This is a genomic window from Prauserella sp. PE36 (assembly GCF_003311655.1).
GTDB classification, from domain to species: domain Bacteria; phylum Actinomycetota; class Actinomycetes; order Mycobacteriales; family Pseudonocardiaceae; genus Prauserella_A; species Prauserella_A endophytica.
Genome location: NZ_QEQT01000072.1, coordinates 45,068 through 63,921, shown reverse-complemented (window position 1 = coordinate 63,921; position 18,854 = coordinate 45,068). Strand labels below are relative to the sequence as shown.

The 18,854-nt window shown below is 71.5% G+C and carries 17 protein-coding genes; 11 read left to right on the top strand and 6 right to left on the bottom strand.

Translation table 11 applies throughout. From position 1 onward, the window contains the following. The first annotated feature begins 33 nt into the window (after positions 1–33). The 3 genes from DI005_RS19810 (at position 34) to DI005_RS19800 (ending at position 4,071) form a co-directional block, all read left to right on the top strand. On the top strand, positions 34–1,014 hold the full coding sequence (locus tag DI005_RS19810; protein ID WP_112274421.1) for a heme o synthase: 981 nt from the start codon (positions 34–36) through the stop codon (positions 1,012–1,014). A 93-nt stretch (positions 1,015–1,107) separates the two neighbouring features. After that, complete coding sequence (locus tag DI005_RS19805; protein ID WP_199543015.1) at positions 1,108–3,456, top strand: ATP-binding domain-containing protein; 2,349 nt, start codon at positions 1,108–1,110, stop codon at positions 3,454–3,456. Positions 3,457–3,477: 21 nt separating this feature from the next. Beyond that, positions 3,478–4,071: an FKBP-type peptidyl-prolyl cis-trans isomerase gene (locus tag DI005_RS19800; RefSeq protein WP_113643069.1), complete on the top strand. Its 594-nt coding sequence runs from the start codon at positions 3,478–3,480 to the stop codon at positions 4,069–4,071. Positions 4,072–4,179: 108 nt separating this feature from the next. On the opposite strand, the gene DI005_RS19795 is transcribed toward DI005_RS19800, so the two are convergent. Continuing rightward, a complete protein-coding gene (locus tag DI005_RS19795; RefSeq protein ID WP_113643068.1) occupies positions 4,180–5,151 on the bottom strand; it encodes a quinone oxidoreductase in 972 nt (323 codons plus the stop codon). 167 nt (positions 5,152–5,318) lie between these two features. On the opposite strand from DI005_RS19795, the gene DI005_RS19790 reads away from it, so the two are divergent. The 6 genes from DI005_RS19790 to DI005_RS19765 all read left to right on the top strand — a co-directional run bounded on the left by DI005_RS19790 (position 5,319) and on the right by DI005_RS19765 (position 10,848). After that, positions 5,319–6,302 carry a DMT family transporter gene (locus DI005_RS19790; RefSeq protein WP_112274413.1) on the top strand — a complete coding sequence of 328 codons (984 nt, stop codon included), beginning with the start codon at positions 5,319–5,321 and terminating at the stop codon, positions 6,300–6,302. 38 nt (positions 6,303–6,340) lie between these two features. After that, positions 6,341–7,021, top strand: a complete 681-nt coding sequence (locus DI005_RS19785) for a hypothetical protein (RefSeq protein WP_112274411.1) — start codon at positions 6,341–6,343, stop codon at positions 7,019–7,021. A 45-nt stretch (positions 7,022–7,066) separates the two neighbouring features. Next, a complete protein-coding gene (locus DI005_RS19780) occupies positions 7,067–8,620 on the top strand; it encodes a phosphatase PAP2 family protein (protein ID WP_113643067.1) in 1,554 nt (517 codons plus the stop codon). Then, the gene (locus tag DI005_RS19775; RefSeq protein WP_113643066.1) at positions 8,613–8,942 is read left to right on the top strand and encodes a hypothetical protein; all 330 of its coding nucleotides are present in this window, start codon (positions 8,613–8,615) and stop codon (positions 8,940–8,942) included. Before DI005_RS19780 ends, DI005_RS19775 begins: the two co-directional genes overlap by 8 nt. After that, a complete protein-coding gene (locus tag DI005_RS19770) occupies positions 8,939–9,814 on the top strand; it encodes a RimK family alpha-L-glutamate ligase (protein WP_113643065.1) in 876 nt (291 codons plus the stop codon). Before DI005_RS19775 ends, DI005_RS19770 begins: the two co-directional genes overlap by 4 nt. A gap of 65 nt (positions 9,815–9,879) precedes the next feature. Further along, positions 9,880–10,848, top strand: a complete 969-nt coding sequence (locus DI005_RS19765; protein ID WP_113643064.1) for a DUF6528 family protein — start codon at positions 9,880–9,882, stop codon at positions 10,846–10,848. Between the two features lie 61 nt (positions 10,849–10,909). Here DI005_RS19765 and DI005_RS19760 read toward each other — a convergent pair whose 3' ends face one another. From DI005_RS19760 to mptB, 5 genes are all read right to left on the bottom strand, one after another. After that, on the bottom strand, positions 10,910–11,851 hold the full coding sequence (locus DI005_RS19760) for an acyl-CoA desaturase (RefSeq protein ID WP_113643063.1): 942 nt from the start codon (positions 11,849–11,851) through the stop codon (positions 10,910–10,912). A 154-nt stretch (positions 11,852–12,005) separates the two neighbouring features. Next, a complete protein-coding gene (locus DI005_RS19755) occupies positions 12,006–12,980 on the bottom strand; it encodes a heme A synthase (protein WP_113643062.1) in 975 nt (324 codons plus the stop codon). Between the two features lie 172 nt (positions 12,981–13,152). Next, entirely contained in the window at positions 13,153–13,878 is a 726-nt protein-coding gene (locus tag DI005_RS19750) for an ABC transporter permease (protein WP_112274861.1), read from the bottom strand. A gap of 68 nt (positions 13,879–13,946) precedes the next feature. Then, positions 13,947–14,870 carry an ABC transporter ATP-binding protein gene (locus DI005_RS19745; RefSeq protein ID WP_113643061.1) on the bottom strand — a complete coding sequence of 308 codons (924 nt, stop codon included), beginning with the start codon at positions 14,868–14,870 and terminating at the stop codon, positions 13,947–13,949. A 24-nt stretch (positions 14,871–14,894) separates the two neighbouring features. Then, positions 14,895–16,553 (bottom strand): polyprenol phosphomannose-dependent alpha 1,6 mannosyltransferase MptB, encoded by a 1,659-nt coding sequence (gene mptB / locus DI005_RS19740; protein WP_113643089.1) that lies wholly within the window; start codon positions 16,551–16,553, stop codon positions 14,895–14,897. Positions 16,554–16,655: 102 nt separating this feature from the next. Here mptB and DI005_RS19735 point away from each other — a divergent pair, with 102 nt between their 5' ends. Beyond that, positions 16,656–17,408: a metalloregulator ArsR/SmtB family transcription factor gene (locus DI005_RS19735; protein WP_199543013.1), complete on the top strand. Its 753-nt coding sequence runs from the start codon at positions 16,656–16,658 to the stop codon at positions 17,406–17,408. Beyond that, complete coding sequence (gene sufB, locus DI005_RS19730; RefSeq protein WP_113643060.1) at positions 17,405–18,853, top strand: Fe-S cluster assembly protein SufB; 1,449 nt, start codon at positions 17,405–17,407, stop codon at positions 18,851–18,853. The genes DI005_RS19735 and sufB overlap by 4 nt, the downstream gene beginning before the upstream one ends. The last annotated feature ends 1 nt before the right edge of the window (position 18,854 follow it).

Genomic DNA, 18,854 nt, shown 5'->3' with positions numbered 1-18,854 from the left:
GGCTGCCGACCCCGATCTGACGCAGGGAGCGAAATGTCGTTGGTGCACGCTGCGCACGGTCGCAGTGAGAACACCAGCGCCGTGCATCCCACCGGTGAGTCCCCAGCCGGTGGCCGGCGAGGTTTCCGCCAGGTGGTCGGCGCGTACGCCGCGCTCGCCAAGCCGAGGGTCATCGAGCTGCTGCTCGTGACCACGATCCCCGCGATGTTCCTCGCGGGGCGCGAGATCCCCTCGCCGTGGCTGGTGCTCGCCACGCTTCTCGGCGGCACGATGGCGGCGGGCAGCGCCAACGCGCTCAACTGCGTGATCGACGCCGACATCGACAAGGTGATGAACCGGACCAAGCGGCGCCCGCTGGTTCGCGACTCCGTGCCGAGGCGCGGCGCGCTGATCTTCGGGCTCGCGCTCGGCGGCGCCTCGTTCGCGGTGCTCTATCTCACCGTGAACCTGCTGGCGGCGCTGCTCGCGATCGCCACGATCCTCTTCTACATCTTCGTCTACACGCTCGTGCTGAAGCGGCGCACGCCGCAGAACGTCGTGTGGGGCGGTGCCGCCGGCTGCATGCCGGTGGTGATCGGCTGGGCCGCGGTGGAGGGCACCGTGCAGTGGCCGGCCTTCGTGATGTTCGGCGTGATTTTCTTCTGGACGCCGCCCCACACGTGGGCGCTCGCCATGAAGTACCGCGAGGACTACGAGCGGGCCGGCGTGCCGATGCTGCCCGTGGTGGCCACGCCGCAGCACGTGGCCAAGCAGATCGTCATCTACTCGTGGGTGATGGTCGGCTGGACGCTCCTGCTCGCCCCGGCGACGAGCTGGCTCTACGCGTCCTTCGCGGCGCTGGCCGGCGCGTGGTTCCTGTTCTACGCCCACCGCCTGTACTCCTCCGTGAGGCGCGGGGTGGAGACCAAGCCGATGGCCCTGTTCCACCGGTCCAACACCTACCTGATGATCGTGTTCTGCGCGCTGGCCGTCGACTCCGCGATCGGCCTGCCGGTGCTGGGCCTGCCCTTCTGAGTCCGGCGCCGCCCGGCGGGGCGGGGAATTCTCGCGAGCCGGTGTTCGTTATGACTCGGCCACCGATTCCCGTCGTTCGAAAGCAGGCTGCCCTTGTCCGTGTCCCCGTCCGACGACGGCAAGTCCGCCGACATCGCCGCCGAGCAGGAGTACCTCTCGCTCCTCTACGCCAAGCTCGACACCGAGCGGGAGCTGGCCTCGCGCAGGCTGACCGAGGCGCTGCGCTCGGGCGGCAGCGGCCCGCAGGCACAGGCCGAGCGGGAGGCCGCGACGGCGACGCACAGCGACCGGCTGGCACAGCTCAGCTCGGTGGAGCAGGGCCTGTGCTTCGGCAGGCTCGACTTCGCCGAGGGCCACGACGGTGACTCGCCCATCTACATCGGCAGGCTGGGGCTGTTCGACGAGGACGACGACTATCAGCCGCTGCTGATCGACTGGCGTGCGCCCGTGTCGCGCCCGTTCTACCTGGCGACGGCAGCCTCGCCCGACGGCGTGCGGCGCAGACGCCACATCCGCACGCTGACCCGGCGGGTCGTGGGCGTCGACGACGAGATCCTCGACCTCGGCTCCGCCGAGAGCAGCGACCACCTGGGGCTCGCGGGCGAGGCGGCGCTGCTGGCGGCGCTGGAGAAGCGGCGCACTGGCGCGATGTCCGACATCGTCGCCACCATCCAGGCCGAGCAGGACCGCATCATCCGCGCCGACCTCGGCGGCGTCATGGTGGTCCAGGGCGGCCCTGGCACCGGCAAGACCGCCGTCGCGCTGCACCGGGCCGCGTACCTGCTCTACACCTACCGGCGTCAGCTCGACACGCGTGGCGTGCTCGTGGTGGGCCCCAACAGCACGTTCCTGCGCTACATCGGCCAGGTGCTGCCGTCGCTGGGCGAGACGGGCGTGCTGCTCTCGACCGTCGGAGAGCTGTTCCCCGGCCTCGCGGCCACGGGCGCCGACTCGCCGGAGGCGGCCGAGATCAAGGGCAGGCTCACGATGGTCGATGTGCTCACCCAGGCCGTCCGCGACCGCCAGACCGTGCCCGAGGACGTGCTGGAGATCGAGGTCGAGGGCGAGACGCTGACCCTCGACCGGGCCACGTGCGAGCGGGCGAGGGAGCGGGCGAGGAACACCCTCAAGCCGCACAACCTCGCGCGCCGCGGCTTCGTCGACGAGCTGCTCGACGCGCTGGCCGCGCAGTCGGCGCAGCGGCTGGAGTCCGTTGTGCTCGACAACGTGCCCGACATCCCGCTCGCCGAGGACGAGACCGACGACGGCGAGCTGCTCGACGCTCGCGACCTCGCCACCATCCGGCAGGAGCTGGCCGAGGACCCGGCCGTGCTGGCCGCGCTGAACGGGCTGTGGCCGAAGCTCACGCCGCAGGAGCTGCTGGCCGACCTGCTGACCTCGCCTGCCCGGCTCGACTCCGCCACGCGCGGGCACCTCACCGACGACGAGCGCGACGTGCTGCTGCGCCTGCCCGGCTCGCTGTGGACGCCGGCCGACGTCCCGCTGCTGGACGAGCTCGCCGAGCTGCTCGGCGAGGACGACACGGAGATCCGCGCCCGCAGGGCCAAGCGCGAACGCGAGGAGAAGGCCTACGCCGAGGGCGTGCTCGACATCCTCGAACAGGACGAGGAGATCTTCGACGAGGAGCGCATCCGGGTCTCCGACGTGCTGGACGCCGAGCTGCTGGCCGAGCGGCAGGACGCCGCGAGCGTGCTGACCGCCGCCCAGCGTGCCGCCCAGGACCGGACGTGGACCTTCGGGCACGTGATCGTGGACGAGGCACAGGAGCTCTCCGCGATGGACTGGCGCATCCTCATGCGCCGGTGCCCCAGCCGGTCGATGACGATCGTGGGCGACGTGTCGCAGACCGGCTCGCCAGCGGGCACGTCGTCGTGGGCGGACGTGCTCACGCCCTACGTCACCGACCGGTGGCGGCTGCGGGAGCTGACGGTGAACTACCGCACGCCCGCCGAGATCATGAACCTCGCAGCCGGGGTGCTCGCCGAGATCGCCCCGGAGCTGCGCGCGCCGACATCGGTGCGCGAGACCGGGATGGAGCCGTGGCAGCGCGAGCTGCCCCGCGACGCCGTCGTGGGCGAAGCCCGGTCCATTGTGGACCAGGAGTTGGCCGAGGTGGAGGGCGGCACGGTGGCCGTGCTGGTGCCAGCCGGCCTGGAGGGACCGCTGTCGGCGGAGCTGGCCGGCGCCGGGGGCACCACGGCAGAGGACGACAACCCGAGGGTGTCGGTGCTCACGGTCGACCGGGCCAAGGGGCTGGAGTTCGACGCCGTCGTGGTGGTCGCCCCCGACGAGGTGGTCGCGGAGTCCCGGCGCGGACTCAACGATCTCTACGTCGCGCTGACGCGAGCCACGAAACGCCTCGGCATCGTCCACACCGGACCACGCATCCCCGCACTGTCAGGTGCGCAAAGCGCCCGGTAGACGCCCAGCTAGGGTGTCCACATGCGCAATGCTGGCAAGATCATGATCGTGGCTGCCGCCGCCACGGCACTCGCGGCGTGCTCGCCGTCTCTCGAGGAGCCGACCGACCTGCAGCCTGGCGAGCAGCCGACGCACACCCCGGCCCCGGTGTCCGTGTCCGCCTCGGCCTCCGCGTCCGAGTCGCACGCCGCCGGGCACGCGATGGAGTGCACGGCCGCCGACCTCACCGTCGACACCGCCGGTGAGCAGCCGCGCGTGCAGATCCCGAGGGACTGCGCGGCGCCGACGACCGTGCTGACGCGTGACCTGGCGGAGGGTTCCGGCGCCGGCGCCGAGCCCGGCGACACCGTCGACGTGAACCTGCAGGTCGTCGCCTGGTCGAACGGCGAGGTCGGGCAGAACACGTTCGCCCAGGAACGGCCGGTGTCCGTCCGGCTTGGCGAGCCGCAGGACATCGAGGGCCTCACCGAGGGCCTTACCGGCATCATGCAGGGCGGCAGCAAGGTGTTCGTGCTGCCGCCGGACCTCGGCTACGCCGAGCAGAGCGGCAACCCGCTCGCCGGCGAGACCCTCGTGGTCGTCGCCGAGGCCGTCCGGGTGACCACCGGCAGCTGAGCTCCCTGATCACCCCGCAGTGAAGGCCACCATGCCTGCGTTCAACGCAGTGAAGGCCACCATGCCTGCGTTCAACGCAGTGATGGTGGCCTTCACTGCAGGAGGCGCCTAGGGGAGTAGCAGCACCTTGCCCGTGGTGCGGCGGCCCTGGAGGTCCTCGTGGGCCTGGCGGGCCTGCGCGAGCGGGTACCTCGCCCCGATGCGGATGCCGAGCGATCCCTCCGCGACGGCGTCGAACAGCTCGCGGGTGCGCCACTCCAGCTCCTCCCGAGTGACCACGTGGTCGTCGGTCTTCGGCCGCGTGAGGAACAGGGAGCCGCCCGCGTTGAGCCGCTGCGGGTCGATCGGCGGCACCGGCCCGCTCGCGGCGCCGAACAGCGCCAGCAGGCCGCGCCTGCGGAGGCTCTTGAGGCTGCCCTCGTAGGTCGACGCGCCGACCCCGTCGTAGACCACGTCCACGCCCTCGCCACCGGTGAGCCGCCTCGCCGCCTCGGCGAAGTCCTCCTCGGTGTAGCGGATCACCTCGTCGGCGCCGGCCTCGCGCGCGAGCCGCTCCTTCTCCTCCGTGGACACCGTGCCGATCACCCGCGCGCCCTTCGCCTTCGCGAGCTGGACCAGCAGTAGCCCCACCCCGCCCGCGGCGGCGTGGACCAGTACCGTCTCGCCCTCGGTCACCGGATGGGTCGAGTTCAGCAGGTAGTGCGCCGTGATGCCCTGCAGCATCGTGGCCGCGGCCGTCTCGGCGGACACGGCGTCCGGCACGCGGACCACGATCCCCGCGGGTACCAGCGCCTGCTGGGCGTATCCGCCGGGATGACCCTGCCACGCGACGCGGTCACCCACCGTGACCTCGGTGACCTCGGCGCCCACCGCCGACACGGTGCCCGCGCCCTCCAGTCCCGGCGTGTAGGGCAGCGTCATCGGGTAGATCCCGCTGCGCTGGTAGGTGTCGATGTAGTTCACCCCCGCGGCGGCGACATCGACGACGACCTCTCTCGGCCCGGGCGGGCCGATCTCGACATCGGCGACCTCCAGCACCTCTGGACCGCCGGTCTGCTGGATTCGAATCGCCGTGGGCATGCCAATCTCCGTTTCTCGAGCACGATCGTGTTCGCCGTTGAAGAATCCTTCACGCCTGGTAGACGCCTCCGCACGGGGGCCGGTGTAGTCTGCGTGAACCACCACAACGGGGGCATTTCACCGATACAGCCGGAATCCTTTCCCGGCGCGGAGTGCTGGTAATAGATGTGTTAGCGCCTGTCTTCCTCGGCTTCGGCGCGGCGTTCTTCTTCGCCGCGTCGGCCGCGTTGCAGCGGCGCGCGGTGCTGCGGGCCGCGGACAGCGACACCGAACACCGCGCCAGCAGGCACCAGATCCCCGTGGTGTGGCTCGTGCGCAGGCTGCTGCGGCAGCGCCTCTGGCTCATCGGCTGGGCCACCAACCTCCTCGGCTTCTTCTGCCAGGCCATCGCGCTCCACCTCGGCTCCATCGCCCTCGTCCAGCCGCTGCTGGTGACCCAGCTGCTGTTCGCGCTGCCGATGGCGTCGGCGGCGATCCGCAAGTGGCCCCCGCTGCGGGACTGGCTGGCCGCGCTCGCCGTCAGCGGCGGCGTCGCGCTCATCCTGACGGTCGAGGGCGCCGCGCCGCTGGAGGGCACGCCGAACCGCGACCGGCTCCTCATCGCCGTGCTCATCGCCGCGGCGACCGTCGTGACGCTGGTGCAGCTCGCCCAGCGCGGCGGACCCCTGTTCTACGGTGGGCTGATCGCCGCATCGGCCGGGATCTGCTACGCGATCAGCGCCGCGATGATGAAGCTCACCGCCGACAGTCTGATCGCCGAGGGCGTGCTCGCCACCGCACTCGACTGGCCCGGCTACGTGCTCGCCGCGTCGACCCTGTGCGGGCTGCTGCTCGGGCAGCAGGCCTACGGCTCCGGATCGCTGCCCGAGGCGATCGCGATCATGTCCATCGTCAATCCGGGCGCGAGCTACGCGCTGGGTCTGCTCGCCTTCCACGCACATCTCTCGACCGCTCCCGCCGCCCTCGCCGCGACGGCCGGAGCCGCGTTGTTGCTGATCATCGGGGTGATCGGGCTCGCGCACTCGCCGACCGTTCGGGAGGAGACCTCGCGCACGACGACACGCGGGATTTACCCCGCACGGGGTAAAGTCTCAAGAACGGCCGCCACGCGGGCACCTAATCACGGTTCCGACACCTGCCCGCAGGAGTGAGCGCCGGAGTGAGCCAGGACCCCCTGGAGGCGTAACCCGTGCACCATAGATCGTCGCACCCGGAGCGACATCATCTGGTCATCGAGATCCCGCATTTGCGGAGCACCGTCGGCAGAGCGCTGGTCATCGCGCTCGAGACCGCGGTCATCCCCACGGTGCTGCTCATGCTGCTGCTGCACTACGTCGGCCTGGTGGCCGGCCTGTGCGCGGTGCTCGGCTGGTGCGCCTTCGTGCTCGGCACCCGGCGTGCCCTCGGCAAGGAGATGCCGCGCACGCTCCTGCTCTGCACCGGGATGCTCGCGGGCAAGGCGGCCTTCGCGCTCGTCACGTCGAGTGCCGTGGTCTACGTCCTGCAGCCCGCGGTCGGCTCGGTGCTCATGTTCCTGCTCTTCGTCGGTAGCGCGGCCCTCGGCAAACCCATCACGGAACGACTCGCGAAGGACTTCGTGCACCTGCCCGCCGAGGTCTTCGCCAACAAGGCCGTCCGCCGCGTCTTCATCAACGTCGCCCTGCTGTGGGGCGGGTCGCGGCTCATCGACGCGGCGATGACCCTCGGGTTCCTGCACTGGAGCGTCGAGGCCGGGCTGTTCTCCCGCGGCGTGCTCAGCGGCCTGCTCACGGCGCTCACCATCGCGGTCTGCGCGGGCCACGGCTGGCGCGCTCTGCGCAAGCTGCCCGGAGTCACTCTGAGACTCGGAGCGAAACCCGCCGTCGCGTGACCTTCGGCCCGCGCGCGCCCCTGGCCGGGCGTGATATATGGAATTGTGCTCACTGCGGGTTCGACCGGCAGTACGGGGCTGACGGACGGTAGGGCCGCCGGCTCGACGCGGCGAGCCCGGTGGTGGACGGAACTCCTGCTCGGTCTCGGGCTGTTCGGCGTCTACCTGCTCATCAAGTTCCTGCCGCTGCCCGCCAACCTCGAGCGGGCGCAGGCCAACGGCGAGGCGATCCTCGCGCTGGAGCGGTTCCTCGCACTGGACTTCGAGCTGCCCGTCAACCTCTGGCTCGCCGACCAGGGCTGGCTGCGCGTCGCCGCCAACTACGAGTACGCCTACACATACATCATCACCACGCTGATCCTGCTCGTGTGGGTGTTCGCGCGGCGTCCGGAGCACTACCGCTGGGTGCGCAACTCGTTCCTGTGGATGAACCTGCTCGCGCTCGGGGTGTTCTGGATCTTCCCGGTGGCGCCGCCGAGGATGCTGCCCGACGCCGGGTTCGTCGACACCGTCCGGCTCGGCCGCACGTGGGGTTCGTGGGGCTCGCCGATGGTGGACAACGCGAACCAGCTGGCCGCGATGCCGTCGCTGCACATCGGCTGGGCGCTGTGGGTGTCGGTGGTGCTGGCTCGCATCGCGGGCGGCTGGCTCGTGCAGGTCGTCAGCGCGGTGCACGTGCTGGTGACTTTCGTGGTGATCGTGGCGACCGGCAACCACTACTGGCTCGACGCCGTGGGCGGCGCCGTGGTGGTGTGGCTCGGCGTCGCGCTCACCGGCGTGGGCAGACGACAAGCGGACCGCCTCACGCCCGGGGAGGCACGGTTGCTGGCCACCGCGAACGGGGCGTGCGGCGCGCTGGCGCTGCTCGACACCTCGCGCGGCTCCCAGCCGGGGCCGGAGCAGGTGAAGGCACTGGTCGGGGCGCGGCTGGCCGACCGGCCCCGCCTGCGGCAGCGCCCGCCGCGCCCCGGCCGCCGGCGACCGCGCTGGCTGGAGCATCCGCGGCTGGACTGGGCGTGGCACGTGCCCGTGTTCGACCTGTCCCGGCCGGGTGGCACGGCCGCGCTGCACCGCCTCGTCGCGGACCTGGCCGCCGAGCCGCTGCCCGGCGACCGGCCGCTGTGGCGCGTGGCGGTGGTGACCGGGGTGGCCGACGACGTCGCCGCCGTGGTGACGCTCGTGCATCCCGCGCTCGCCGACGAGGCCGGTGCCGTGGAGCTGGCGTTCGATCTGCTCGGCGGCACGCCCGTGCCCGGATCGCGCGAGCGGAGGCCCACGTCGGCGCCGCCGCCTCCCAGCGGCCGGGCCTTCACCGCGCTGTGCCTCGACCCAGAGACGCGCCCGGGGGCCCTGTCGAGCGTGCTGGGGCGCACGGTACCGGTGCTGACAGGTCCGGCGGGCCAGCTGCGTTTCGGCGAGCTGCCGGTCACGGTGGTGGTTCCGGTGCCGCTGCCCGCCGACGGCGTCTCGGCGGTGGCCCTCGACCGCGGCGGCGTGCTGACCGTGGGGGCGCTCGCGGCGGACGGTGACATCGACCGCTTCGGCGCCAAGATCCGCGCGGAGCTGCCCGGGCTCCGCCTAGACTCACGGCGTGGCTGACACCGAGAGCACCGAGAAGACCGAGGCACCCGCGGCCCCCACGGGCCGCCAGCTGGCCGCGGCCCGCGCGTTCGTCGCGGCGCACGGCAAGCCGTCGAAGGCCGTGGTCGAGCGCATCGGCAGGGCGGGAGCCCGGGTCGTGCTCGTCGGCGCGGACGGCGCGCTCGGCGACGTGGTCGTGCCCAGCCCGGAGACCGGCGAGGCGCTGGTGGAGGCCGTCGAGGACCTCCAGGCCGCCACGTGGGACGCCGAGACGGTCAACGCCACGGTGATCGGTCCGGCGCACCGGCGGCGGATGGCGGTCTCGTTCCTCCGGCGGTGAGGGCGCGAGCGATCCTCGTCGGCTGCGCGGGCCTGCCCGAGGGCGACGGCGACGAGGCGGGCGCCCAGCAGGCGCTCGCCGAGGTCGGGGTCGGCACCCGGTGGGCCGTGTGGGACGACCCGGACGGGGACTTCACCGATGCCGACCTGGTGATCCTGCGCGCGACCTGGGACTACTCCGCGCGGCGGGACGCCTTTCTCGACTGGTGCGCGTCGGTCCCTTCGCTGCGCAACGACGTCGACGTGGTGCGGTGGAACACCGACAAGGCCTACCTGCTCGATCTCGAGAACGCCGGGATCCCGATCGTGCCGACCCGGCTCGTCGCGCCCGGCGCCGAGCCGGAGTGGCCGGAGACGGAGTTCGTGGTGAAGCCCTCCGTCGGCGCCGGCTCGCGGGGCGCCGCCCGGTTCGCCGCGGATGAACGGGAGCAGGCCGAGACGCACCTGCGCTCGCTGCACGCCGATGGCCGGTCGGTGCTGGTGCAGCCGTACCAGCGAACCGTGGACTCCGAGGGCGAGACGGCGCTCGTGTTCTTCGGCGGCGCGTACTCGCACGCCTTCACCAAGGGCGCGATGCTGACGGGCGCGGCGGTGGACGAGTCCGGACTGTTCGTGACCGAGAAGCTCGGCGTCACGCAGCCCGAGGCCGCCTACCGGGCGCTGGCGGAGGATGTGCTCGACGCCGTGGCCGGGTGGTTCGGCGCAGGACGGTCCGGGCTGCTGTACGCGCGGATCGACCTGGTGCGCACCGACGACGGCACGCCGGCGGTGCTGGAGGTGGAGCTGGCCGAGCCGAGCCTCGGCTTCGGCCAGGCGGGGCCGGGCGCCGCCGTGCGGTTCGCGTCCGCGGTGCGCCGCGACCTGCGCCGCTGAACTTCGCAAAAGATCTTCAGCTGGACGTCACCGCACGGTCAGCCGGCCACGCTTGGCTGTCGATCATGCGAAGACTCCGGAAAGCATGGCTGGCCCCGCTGCTCGCCGCTCTGACCGTGGCGGCGCCGCTGCCCGCCACGGCCGCCGAGGGAGGACGGGACGCGGGCTCCATCGGCTCGATCGTTCTGACCGAGCAGGCGTCGCGGCGGATCCTGGTGCTGCCCGCCGACCAGGACGCGTGGAATGCGCGGGAGTTCACGTGGTCCTGGGCGCCCAGCGCCGCGGGCGGCCTCGGTGACCTGGTCTCGGCGTGGACCAACCCCGACGAGGCGAAGCTCACCGAACGCGACGGCCGGCGGTACCTGATGACGACCGCGTCCGGCGGGTTCGCCGCGGTGGTGCCCTACCCCGAGGGCACCGGCGCCTACTGGGCGGCCGACGTGGGCGGGTCGAACAACCCGCACAGCATCGAGCTGCTGCCGGACGGCAACGTCGCCGTGGCCGCGAGCACGGGCGGCTGGCTGCGCGTCTACACCGCCTCACAGGGACCGAGATCCACGCACTACGCCGAGTACCCGCTCGTCGGCGGGCACGGCGCGGTGTGGGACGACCAGGCGAAGGTGCTGTGGGCGCTCGGCACGCACGAGCTGGTGGCCCTGCGCGTCGGCGGCACGCCCGCCGAGCCGGTGCTGACCCCCGAGCGCGTCTACCAGCTGCCCAGCAAGGGCGGTCACGACCTGCAGCCGGTGCCGGGGGAGCCGCGCCAGCTGTGGGTCACCACGGAGTCGGAGGTGCTGCGGTTCGACAAGGGCACGGGCCGGTTCTCGAAGCACTACCGGGGCGCCCGCTCGATCAGCGACGAGCACGTCAAGAGCGTGACCACGAACCCGCAGACGGGTCAGGTGCTCACGGTCTCGCCGCAGGAGGGCCACCTGTGCACGTGGTGCAGTGACACCGTGGACCTCGACCTGCCGCACGGGGACCTCACGCTGCACGGCGCCTGGATCTACAAGGCCCGCTGGTGGAACGACTGAGGTGGAAAGCGAACGGCCCGGCCCCTCTCGCGGGGACCGGGCCGTCGCCGTCTCGGGGTGATCAGGCGGCCACGCGCTTGGCGGCGATGCGCTCGGGCTTGGGCCAGCGCACGTTGTGGGCCCAGCCGAGCTTCTCGAAGATCCAGATGAGCCGGGCGGACACGTCGATCTGGCCGCGCAGCACGCCGTGGCGGGCGCAGGTCGGGTCGGCGTGGTGGGAGTTGTGCCACGACTCGCCCATCGACAGGATCGCGAGCGGCCAGAAGTTGGCGGCCCTGTCCCTGCTCATGAAGGGGCGCTCGCCGAACATGTGGCAGATCGAGTTCACCGACCAGGTCACGTGGTGCAGGAACGCGATGCGCACGAGCCCGGCCCAGAAGAACGCCGTCACGGCGCCCCACCACGTCCACGTGAGCAGGCCACCGAGCACGGCGGGCAGCGCGAGGCTCAGCGTGATCCACAGCCAGAAGTAGCGGTTGACCACGCGCAGGTCGTTGTCGGCCAGCAGGTCAGGGGCGAAGCGCTCGTAGTTGGTGACCTCACGCTTGAACATCCAGCCCATGTGGGCGTGCCAGAAGCCCCGGGCCAGCGCCATCGGCGACGAGCCGAACAGCCACGGCGAGTGCGGGTCGCCCTCGCGGTCGGCGAACGCGTGGTGCCTGCGGTGGCTGGCGACCCAGAAGATCACCGAGCCCTGCACGGCCATGCTCCCAGCGATGGCGAGCGCGACGCGCAGCGCGCGGTTGGTCTTGAACGCGCCGTGGGTGAAGTAGCGGTGGTAGCCGACGGTGACGCCGAGCGTCGCGACCGTGTAGAACACGGCCGCCAGCACCAGGTCGACCCAGCTCAGCCCCCAGCCCCACGCGAAGGGGACCGCGGCGACCAGAGCGACGAACGGAATCAGCAGGAATGCCTTCAGCACGATCATCTGGCCGGTGGTGCGCTCTTCGCCGGTGATCGGCTTCGGTTCGGATTTGGTTCCGGACACGCTTGCGGTGCTCATGGTTCGGTGCGACCTCGCATCGGATGAAAGGGTGTGGTGGGGAGCGGATTCGATCATTCGGACAAATACCCGGTCACGCTAGAGCGTAACGGCGTGGACCATCACACACGCGCCGTCGGGATGACGACCGTGTGACGGGCCGCGGACGCGCGCGTTAGCGGGAGCTCGCGGCGGTCGCCTCGGCCGGGGCGGGGGAGAAGCTGGTCACCGGGCCGCGGTCCCTGGCCGCGCACCACAGCGCCGCCGTGGCCACGATGACGGCGGCCGAGCCGAGGACGTGGAACGAGACCAGCGCCTCCGGTACGCCCAGCGCGTACTGGACGCTGCCGAGCGCGCCCTGGGCGAGCGCGACCACCCAGACCACGGTGTAGCGGCGCCAGAGCTGCTTCGGCGCGCCCGTGCGCAGCCACTGCAGGCCGAGCACGGCCAGCACGATCAGGTAGACCACCAGTAGGCTGCCGTGGACGAACGTGAGTGTCTCGATGGGCGCCTGCAATCGCGGGGTGTCGGGGTCGCCGCCGTGCGGGCCCGCGCCGGTGACCGTGGTGCCGGCGGCGAGGAGGCCCGCCATGGAGACGACGAGCGTCACGAGCAGTGCCCTGCCGCTCCCGGCGACGCGCCAGCGCGGCCGCTCGTCACCCTCGTTGAAGGCGTGCAGGAGGAGTGTGGCGAGCCACACCAGTACCGCCGAGGCGAGGAAGTGGATGGCGACCGTCCACCAGAGCAGGCCCGTGAGCACGGTCATGCCGCCGATGACGGCCTGAGCCACGACGCCGCCGGGCATGGTCCAGGCGAGCTTGACGAGGCGCTTGCGCTCGGGGTGGTCGATCTGGATGCGCCAGGCCGCGAGCACGCAGAGCGCGGCCACGATGCCGACCACACCGGTCAGCAGGCGGTTGCCGAACTCGATCCACTGCGTGAGCGTCTCGTACTCGGGGTGCTGGACGGGGAACATGCTCCCCTCGAAGCACTGCGGCCACGTCGGACAGCCGAGTCCGGATCCGGTGACCCGCACGACCGACCCGGTGACCCCGATGCCGCCCTGGGTGATGATGGCGGCTATCGCGAGGGCCCGCTGCACCGCCTTCGAGGGGTACGGCAGCCGGGCGACGAGGGAAGTCAGTTGCACGACAATAGATAGTAGAGCGGCGCGTAGCGCCTCCGTTTGGGTGGTGGTGGGGAAGTGGCTGGCCAGTAGAGCGGCGCGAAGCGCCTCCGTCTGACGGCCCCCAAGGCCACCTTTGGTGCGTTCAACGCACCAAAGGTGGCCTTGGGGGCCGTTATGTGGGCTTCTGGGGCAGTTACGTGAGCTTCGTGGTGCGGGTGGCGATGGCTCCGGCGGCGACGGCCCAGACGGCGAGCGTGGCCAGGGCGTCCCAGGCGAACATGCCGTCGACGAGCGCCGCGCGCAGGCCCTCCGCGAGGGCGCCCGAGGGCAGCAGGGCCACCAGGTCGCCGAGCACGCCGGGCAGCGACGACGGCGCCATCAGGATCCCGCCCGCGAGCAGCAGCACGAACCACACGATGTTGGCCAGCGCCAGCACCGCCTCCGCCCGCAGCGCCCCGCCGAGCAGCACGCCGAGCGCGCCGAAGGCGAGCGTGCCGAGCACGAGCAGCACGATCGCCGCACCGATGCCCGCGCCTGATGGCGACCAGCCGAGCAGTGCCGCGACGATCCCGAGCACCACCACCTGCAGCAACACCACGACCAGAGCGGCCACGAGCCGCCCGGCCACGAGCAGCCAGCGCGGCAGCGCGGTGGCGGAGAGGCGCTTGAGCACGCCGTAGCGGCGGTCGAAGCCGAGCGCGATGGCCTGGCCGGTGAACGCGGACGACAGCACTGCCAGCGCGAGAATCCTCGGCGTCACCCAGTCGACCCGGGACAGGGAGCCCAGCTCGCCGGTTGGCAGGAAGTCGAGCAGGCTCAGGCCCACCAGCAGCGCCAGCGGGATGAGCAGCGTGAGCAGGATCTGCTCGCCGTGGCGCAGCGTGAGGCTCGTCTCGATCCGCGCGTGGGTGAGCAGCATCCGGCCGTAACGGCCCGCGCCGGGGGCGGGCGTGAACGTGCCGGGCTCGAACCGGGTGCCTGTCGCCGTCACGTCCGCAGCTCCCGTCCGGTCAGCTCGAGGAAGACCTCCTCCAGGTCGCGCTTGCCGACGTGCAGCTCCTCGGCCAGCACGCCCTGCTGCGCGCACCAAGCGGTGACCGTGGACACGACCTGAGGGTTGACCAGCCCGGCCACCCGGTAGGCGCCGGGGGAGGACTCGCGCACCAGGTAGCCCTCCGGCAGCGCGGCGCTGAGCAGGTCGGTGTTGAGGCCGGGACGCGCCTTGAACCGCAGCTGGGCGTCCTCGGCGTGCTCCGCGGTCAGCGCGCTCGGCGAGCCCTGCGCGATCACGCGGCCGCCGTCGACGATCACCACCTCGTCGGCGAGCGTCTCCGCCTCCTCCATGAGGTGGGTGGTGAGCAGCACGCTCACGCCGTCGGCGCGCAGGGCGGCGAGCAGGTCCCACACCAGCCGCCGCGCCTGCGGGTCCATGCCCGCCGTCGGCTCGTCGAGAAACACCAGCTCGGGGCGGCCGACCAGCGCGCACGCGAGCGAGAGGCGCTGCTGCTGGCCGCCGGAGAGCCGCTTGAACGGCGTCCGCCGGGCGGAGGCGAGCCCGAGCACGTCGAGCAGCCAGGCGGGGTCGAGCGGGGTGGCCGCGCACGCGGCGACGAGCCTCAGCATCTCCTCGGCCCGCACGCCCGGGTAGGCGCCGCCGCCCTGCGGCATCACGCCGATGCGGGGGCGCAGCGCGGCGCCGTCGCGGGCGGGGTCGAGGCCGAGCACGCGCACGGTGCCGGCGTCGGGGCGCAGGAAGCCCTCACAGATCTCGACCGTGGTGGTCTTGCCCGCGCCGTTGGGGCCCAGCAGGGCGAGCAGGCCGGCCCTCGGCATCTTCAGATCGAGTCCGTCGACCGCCGTGACCGCCCCGAAGCGCTTCACCAGCCCGGTGATCTCGACGGCTGCACTCACAGATGTAAAGGGTACGGCGTGACCTCAGACGGCCTCGGGCCGCGTCTCGCCCATCCGCCGGGAGAACAGCAGCGGGGCGCTGCGCCACACGATCACGAGCGCGCCGAGAAGCACGATGCCGCCGGCGACGTAAGCCTGCGAGACGATGTACGAGCGTCCGTCGAACGTGCTGCCGGTCGGCGGGATCACCATGGCCAGCACGGCGCTCACCGCCGTGGCCGCCGCCCGGAACCGGGACGTGCCGGCCGAGGCCGCGAGCGGGATGACCGCCCACAGCAGCCACCACGGCTGCATCGCGACGTGCAGGGTCATGAACGCGCCCAGCGAGACGCCGAGGCCGATGATCGGGCGGTAGCGCCAGCGGAAGCTGTCCCACAGGAACTTGGCCGTGATCGACCCCGCAACCACGTAGCCGAGGATGCCGAGGATCGCGATGACGGCGGCGGTGTGGTTGCCGAGGCCGAGCATGATGCCGAGGATGCCGCCCAGCTGGCCGAGCTCGGCCACGGGCGAGATCCAGTTCCACACCATGCCGGGCGTGCCCAGCGCGCCGACCCAGCCGAAGCCGAGCCCGGTGCCGAAGCAGATCGCGGCCGTCACGGCGGCGCACACGACGGTCATCAGCGCCGCGGCCCACAGCAGGTCGGTGATCCTGCCGTACCAGCGTCTCGCGATCATCACGCCGAAGAACCCGAGCGCGACGATCGCGTGGATCTTGATCATGGCGGCGGCGGTGATCACGACGGCGCCGAGGACGATGCAGGCGAGCTCGCCCTTCGCGAACGGTGGCGGACTGTCGCCGGAGACGCGGATGGGCAGCCTGCGGATGCCCAGCTCGAGGCCGGCCAGCATCAGGCCGATGCCGAGCGCCTCGTTGTGCGCGCCGGCCACCAGGTGGAACAGCACGAGCGGGTTGGCCGCGCCGAGCCACAGCGCGGTGCTCGGCTGCACGCCGAAGCGCCGCGCGAGGCGGGGCAGCGCCCACACGATCAGGCCGAACCCCACGAGCGCGAGCCCGCGCATGAGCAGCACGCCGACGGCGACGTGGGTGCCGACCGCACCGGAGATCCAGCTGCCGATGTCGAGGAACAGCGGGCCGTAGGGCGCGGGCGTCTCGCGCCACATGTTCGACACGCCCGCCGTGAGCGGGTCGGCCACGCCGAGCGCCTGCGCGGGACCGAGTTCGTAGGGATCCATGCCGCGGTCGACGATCGCGCTCTGTGCGAGGTAGCTGTAGACGTCGCGGGAGAACAGCGGCGGGATGACCAGCAGCGGCACCGTCCACATCGCGAGCGTGCGGTACAGCTGCGCGGGGCTGGCGAGCCGCGTCCTGCCCGGCCTGGCGAAGCGGCCGAGCAGCAGCCAGCCGGCGACCATCATGCCCATGCCGGTGAAGGCGATCGCCAGCGACACGGTGGGGATGCGGGCGAAGAGCCGCAGCACCGGGATGTTCAGCACCGGGTTCAGGATCGGCGCGGCGCCCGCGCCGAGCGAGCCGAACGCGAGGAACAGCGCGCCGACGATGCCGAGCCGGTTGACGACCCGCAGCGCACGGTTCTCCTCGGCGTTCAGCGGCTCCGGGTCGCCGGGGTGGACCGGCGAGAGCGCAGGGGCCGCGGCGCCGGCGGCGCTGACGACCGCGAGGTCGCCGTCCGCCTGCTGTTGCGTACCGCCTTTGCCCAGAGCCACGAGCGAGAGCGTATCGACTGCCCCCTCGACGTGAGACCGGTCACTCGGATTTCGCGGGTCTTTGCTCCCCGCCGGGAAATACGACACACTTATGTTGTGAAAAAGCAGGACACCTTCGACCAGCACGATGGCGGCCAGTCATCGGCTGCCACCGGTGTTCCTGTCCAGGTGACGGCCGAGGGCCGGACCCGCAACGAGGTCGCCCGGCTGCTGCTTGAGCAGGGGCCGATGACAGCGGTGGCGGTGGCCGAGCAGCTCGGCATCAGCCCGACGGCGGTGCGTCGCCACCTCGACGTGCTGCTGGCCGACGCCGAGGCCGAGATCAGGGAAGCCCCCCGGCGAGGGCCGAGGGGCCGGGGTCGCCCGGCCAAGCTCTTCCTGCTGACCGAGCAGGGCAGGGCGCGGTTCGGGCATGCCTACGACGACCTGGCGGTCGCCGCGGTCCGGTTCCTCGCGGAGCACGCGGGGGACGACGCGGTACGGGCCTTCGCCGAGAGCCGCGTGGCGGCGCTCGTCGAGCCGTACCGGGACTCGGTCACCAGCGAGGCCGCGCCGGCGTCCAGGGCGGAGGCCCTGGCAACGGCGTTGACCAGGGAGGGTTACGCTGCGTCGACCCGGCAGGTCGGCGCGGGCGAACAGCTCTGCCAGCACCACTGTCCCGTCGCTCACGTCGCAGCCGAGTTCCCGCAGCTGTGCGAGGCCGAGACGGAGGCATTCGCCAAGCTGCTCGGCACGCACGTGCAGCGGCTGGCGACGATCGCACGCGGCGACGCCGCGTGCACCACGCACGTGCCCGCCGACAAGCCGGGTGACGAAGCACGATCTCCGAATGGAGGGACCACCGCATGACTGCCGCTGCCGAGCAGCGCAATCCCGCCACCACGCCGCTGAGCCAGGAAGAGACCATCGAGTCTCTCGGCAAGTACGCGTTCGGCTGGGCGGACCCGGACACCGCGGGCGCGAGCGCCCGACGCGGGCTCAACGAGGAGGTCGTCACCGACATCTCCGAGAAGAAGTCCGAGCCGGAGTGGATGCGCGAGACACGCCTGAAGGCTCTGAAGCTCTTCGAGCGCAAGCCCATGCCCAACTGGGGCGCGGACCTGTCGGGGATCGACTTCGACAACATCAAGTACTTCGTTCGCTCCACGGAGAAGCAGGCCACCAGCTGGGACGAGCTGCCGGAGGACATCAAGAACACGTACGACAAGCTCGGCATCCCGGAGGCGGAGAAGCAGCGCCTCATCGCCGGTGTCGCGGCACAGTACGAGTCCGAGGTGGTCTACCACCAGATTCGCGAGGACCTCGAGAAGCAGGGCGTGCAGTTCCTCGACACCGACACCGCGCTGCGTGAGCACCCGGAGCTGTTCAAGGAGTACTTCGGCTCGGTCATCCCGGCCGGTGACAACAAGTTCTCCGCGCTGAACACCGCCGTGTGGTCGGGTGGCTCCTTCATCTACGTGCCGCCGGGCGTGCACGTGGACATCCCGCTGCAGGCCTACTTCCGGATCAACACCGAGAACATGGGCCAGTTCGAGCGGACCCTGATCATCGTCGACGAGGGTGCCTACGTGCACTACGTCGAGGGCTGCACCGCGCCGATCTACCAGTCCGACTCGCTGCACTCCGCGGTGGTCGAGATCATCGTGAAGAAGGGCGGCCGCTGCCGCTACACGACGATCCAGAACTGGTCGAACAACGTCTACAACCTGGTCACCAAGCGCGCCAAGTGCGAAGAGGGCGCGACGATGGAGTGGATCGACGGGAACATCGGCTCCAAGGTGACCATGAAGTACCCGTCGGTGTTCCTGATGGGCGAGCACGCGAAGGGCGAGGTGCTCTCGGTCGCGTTCGCCGGTGAGGGCCAGCACCAGGACGCGGGCGCCAAGATGGAGCACCTCGCGCCGCACACGTCCTCGACGATCGTGTCGAAGTCGGTGGCGCGCGGCGGTGGCCGCACCTCCTACCGGGGTCTGGTCAAGGTCGCCAAGCGGGCGCACCACTCGCGCTCCAGCGTGGTCTGCGACGCGCTGCTGGTGGACACCATCTCGCGCTCGGACACCTACCCCTACGTCGACATCCGCAACGACGAGGTGTCGATGGGCCACGAGGCCACGGTGTCCAAGGTGAGCGAGGACCAGCTGTTCTACCTGATGTCGCGCGGCCTGTCCGAGGACGAGGCGATGGCGATGGTGGTGCGCGGGTTCGTCGAGCCGATCGCCAGGGAGCTCCCGATGGAGTACGCGCTCGAGCTGAACCGCCTGATCGAACTGCAGATGGAAGGAGCCGTCGGCTGAC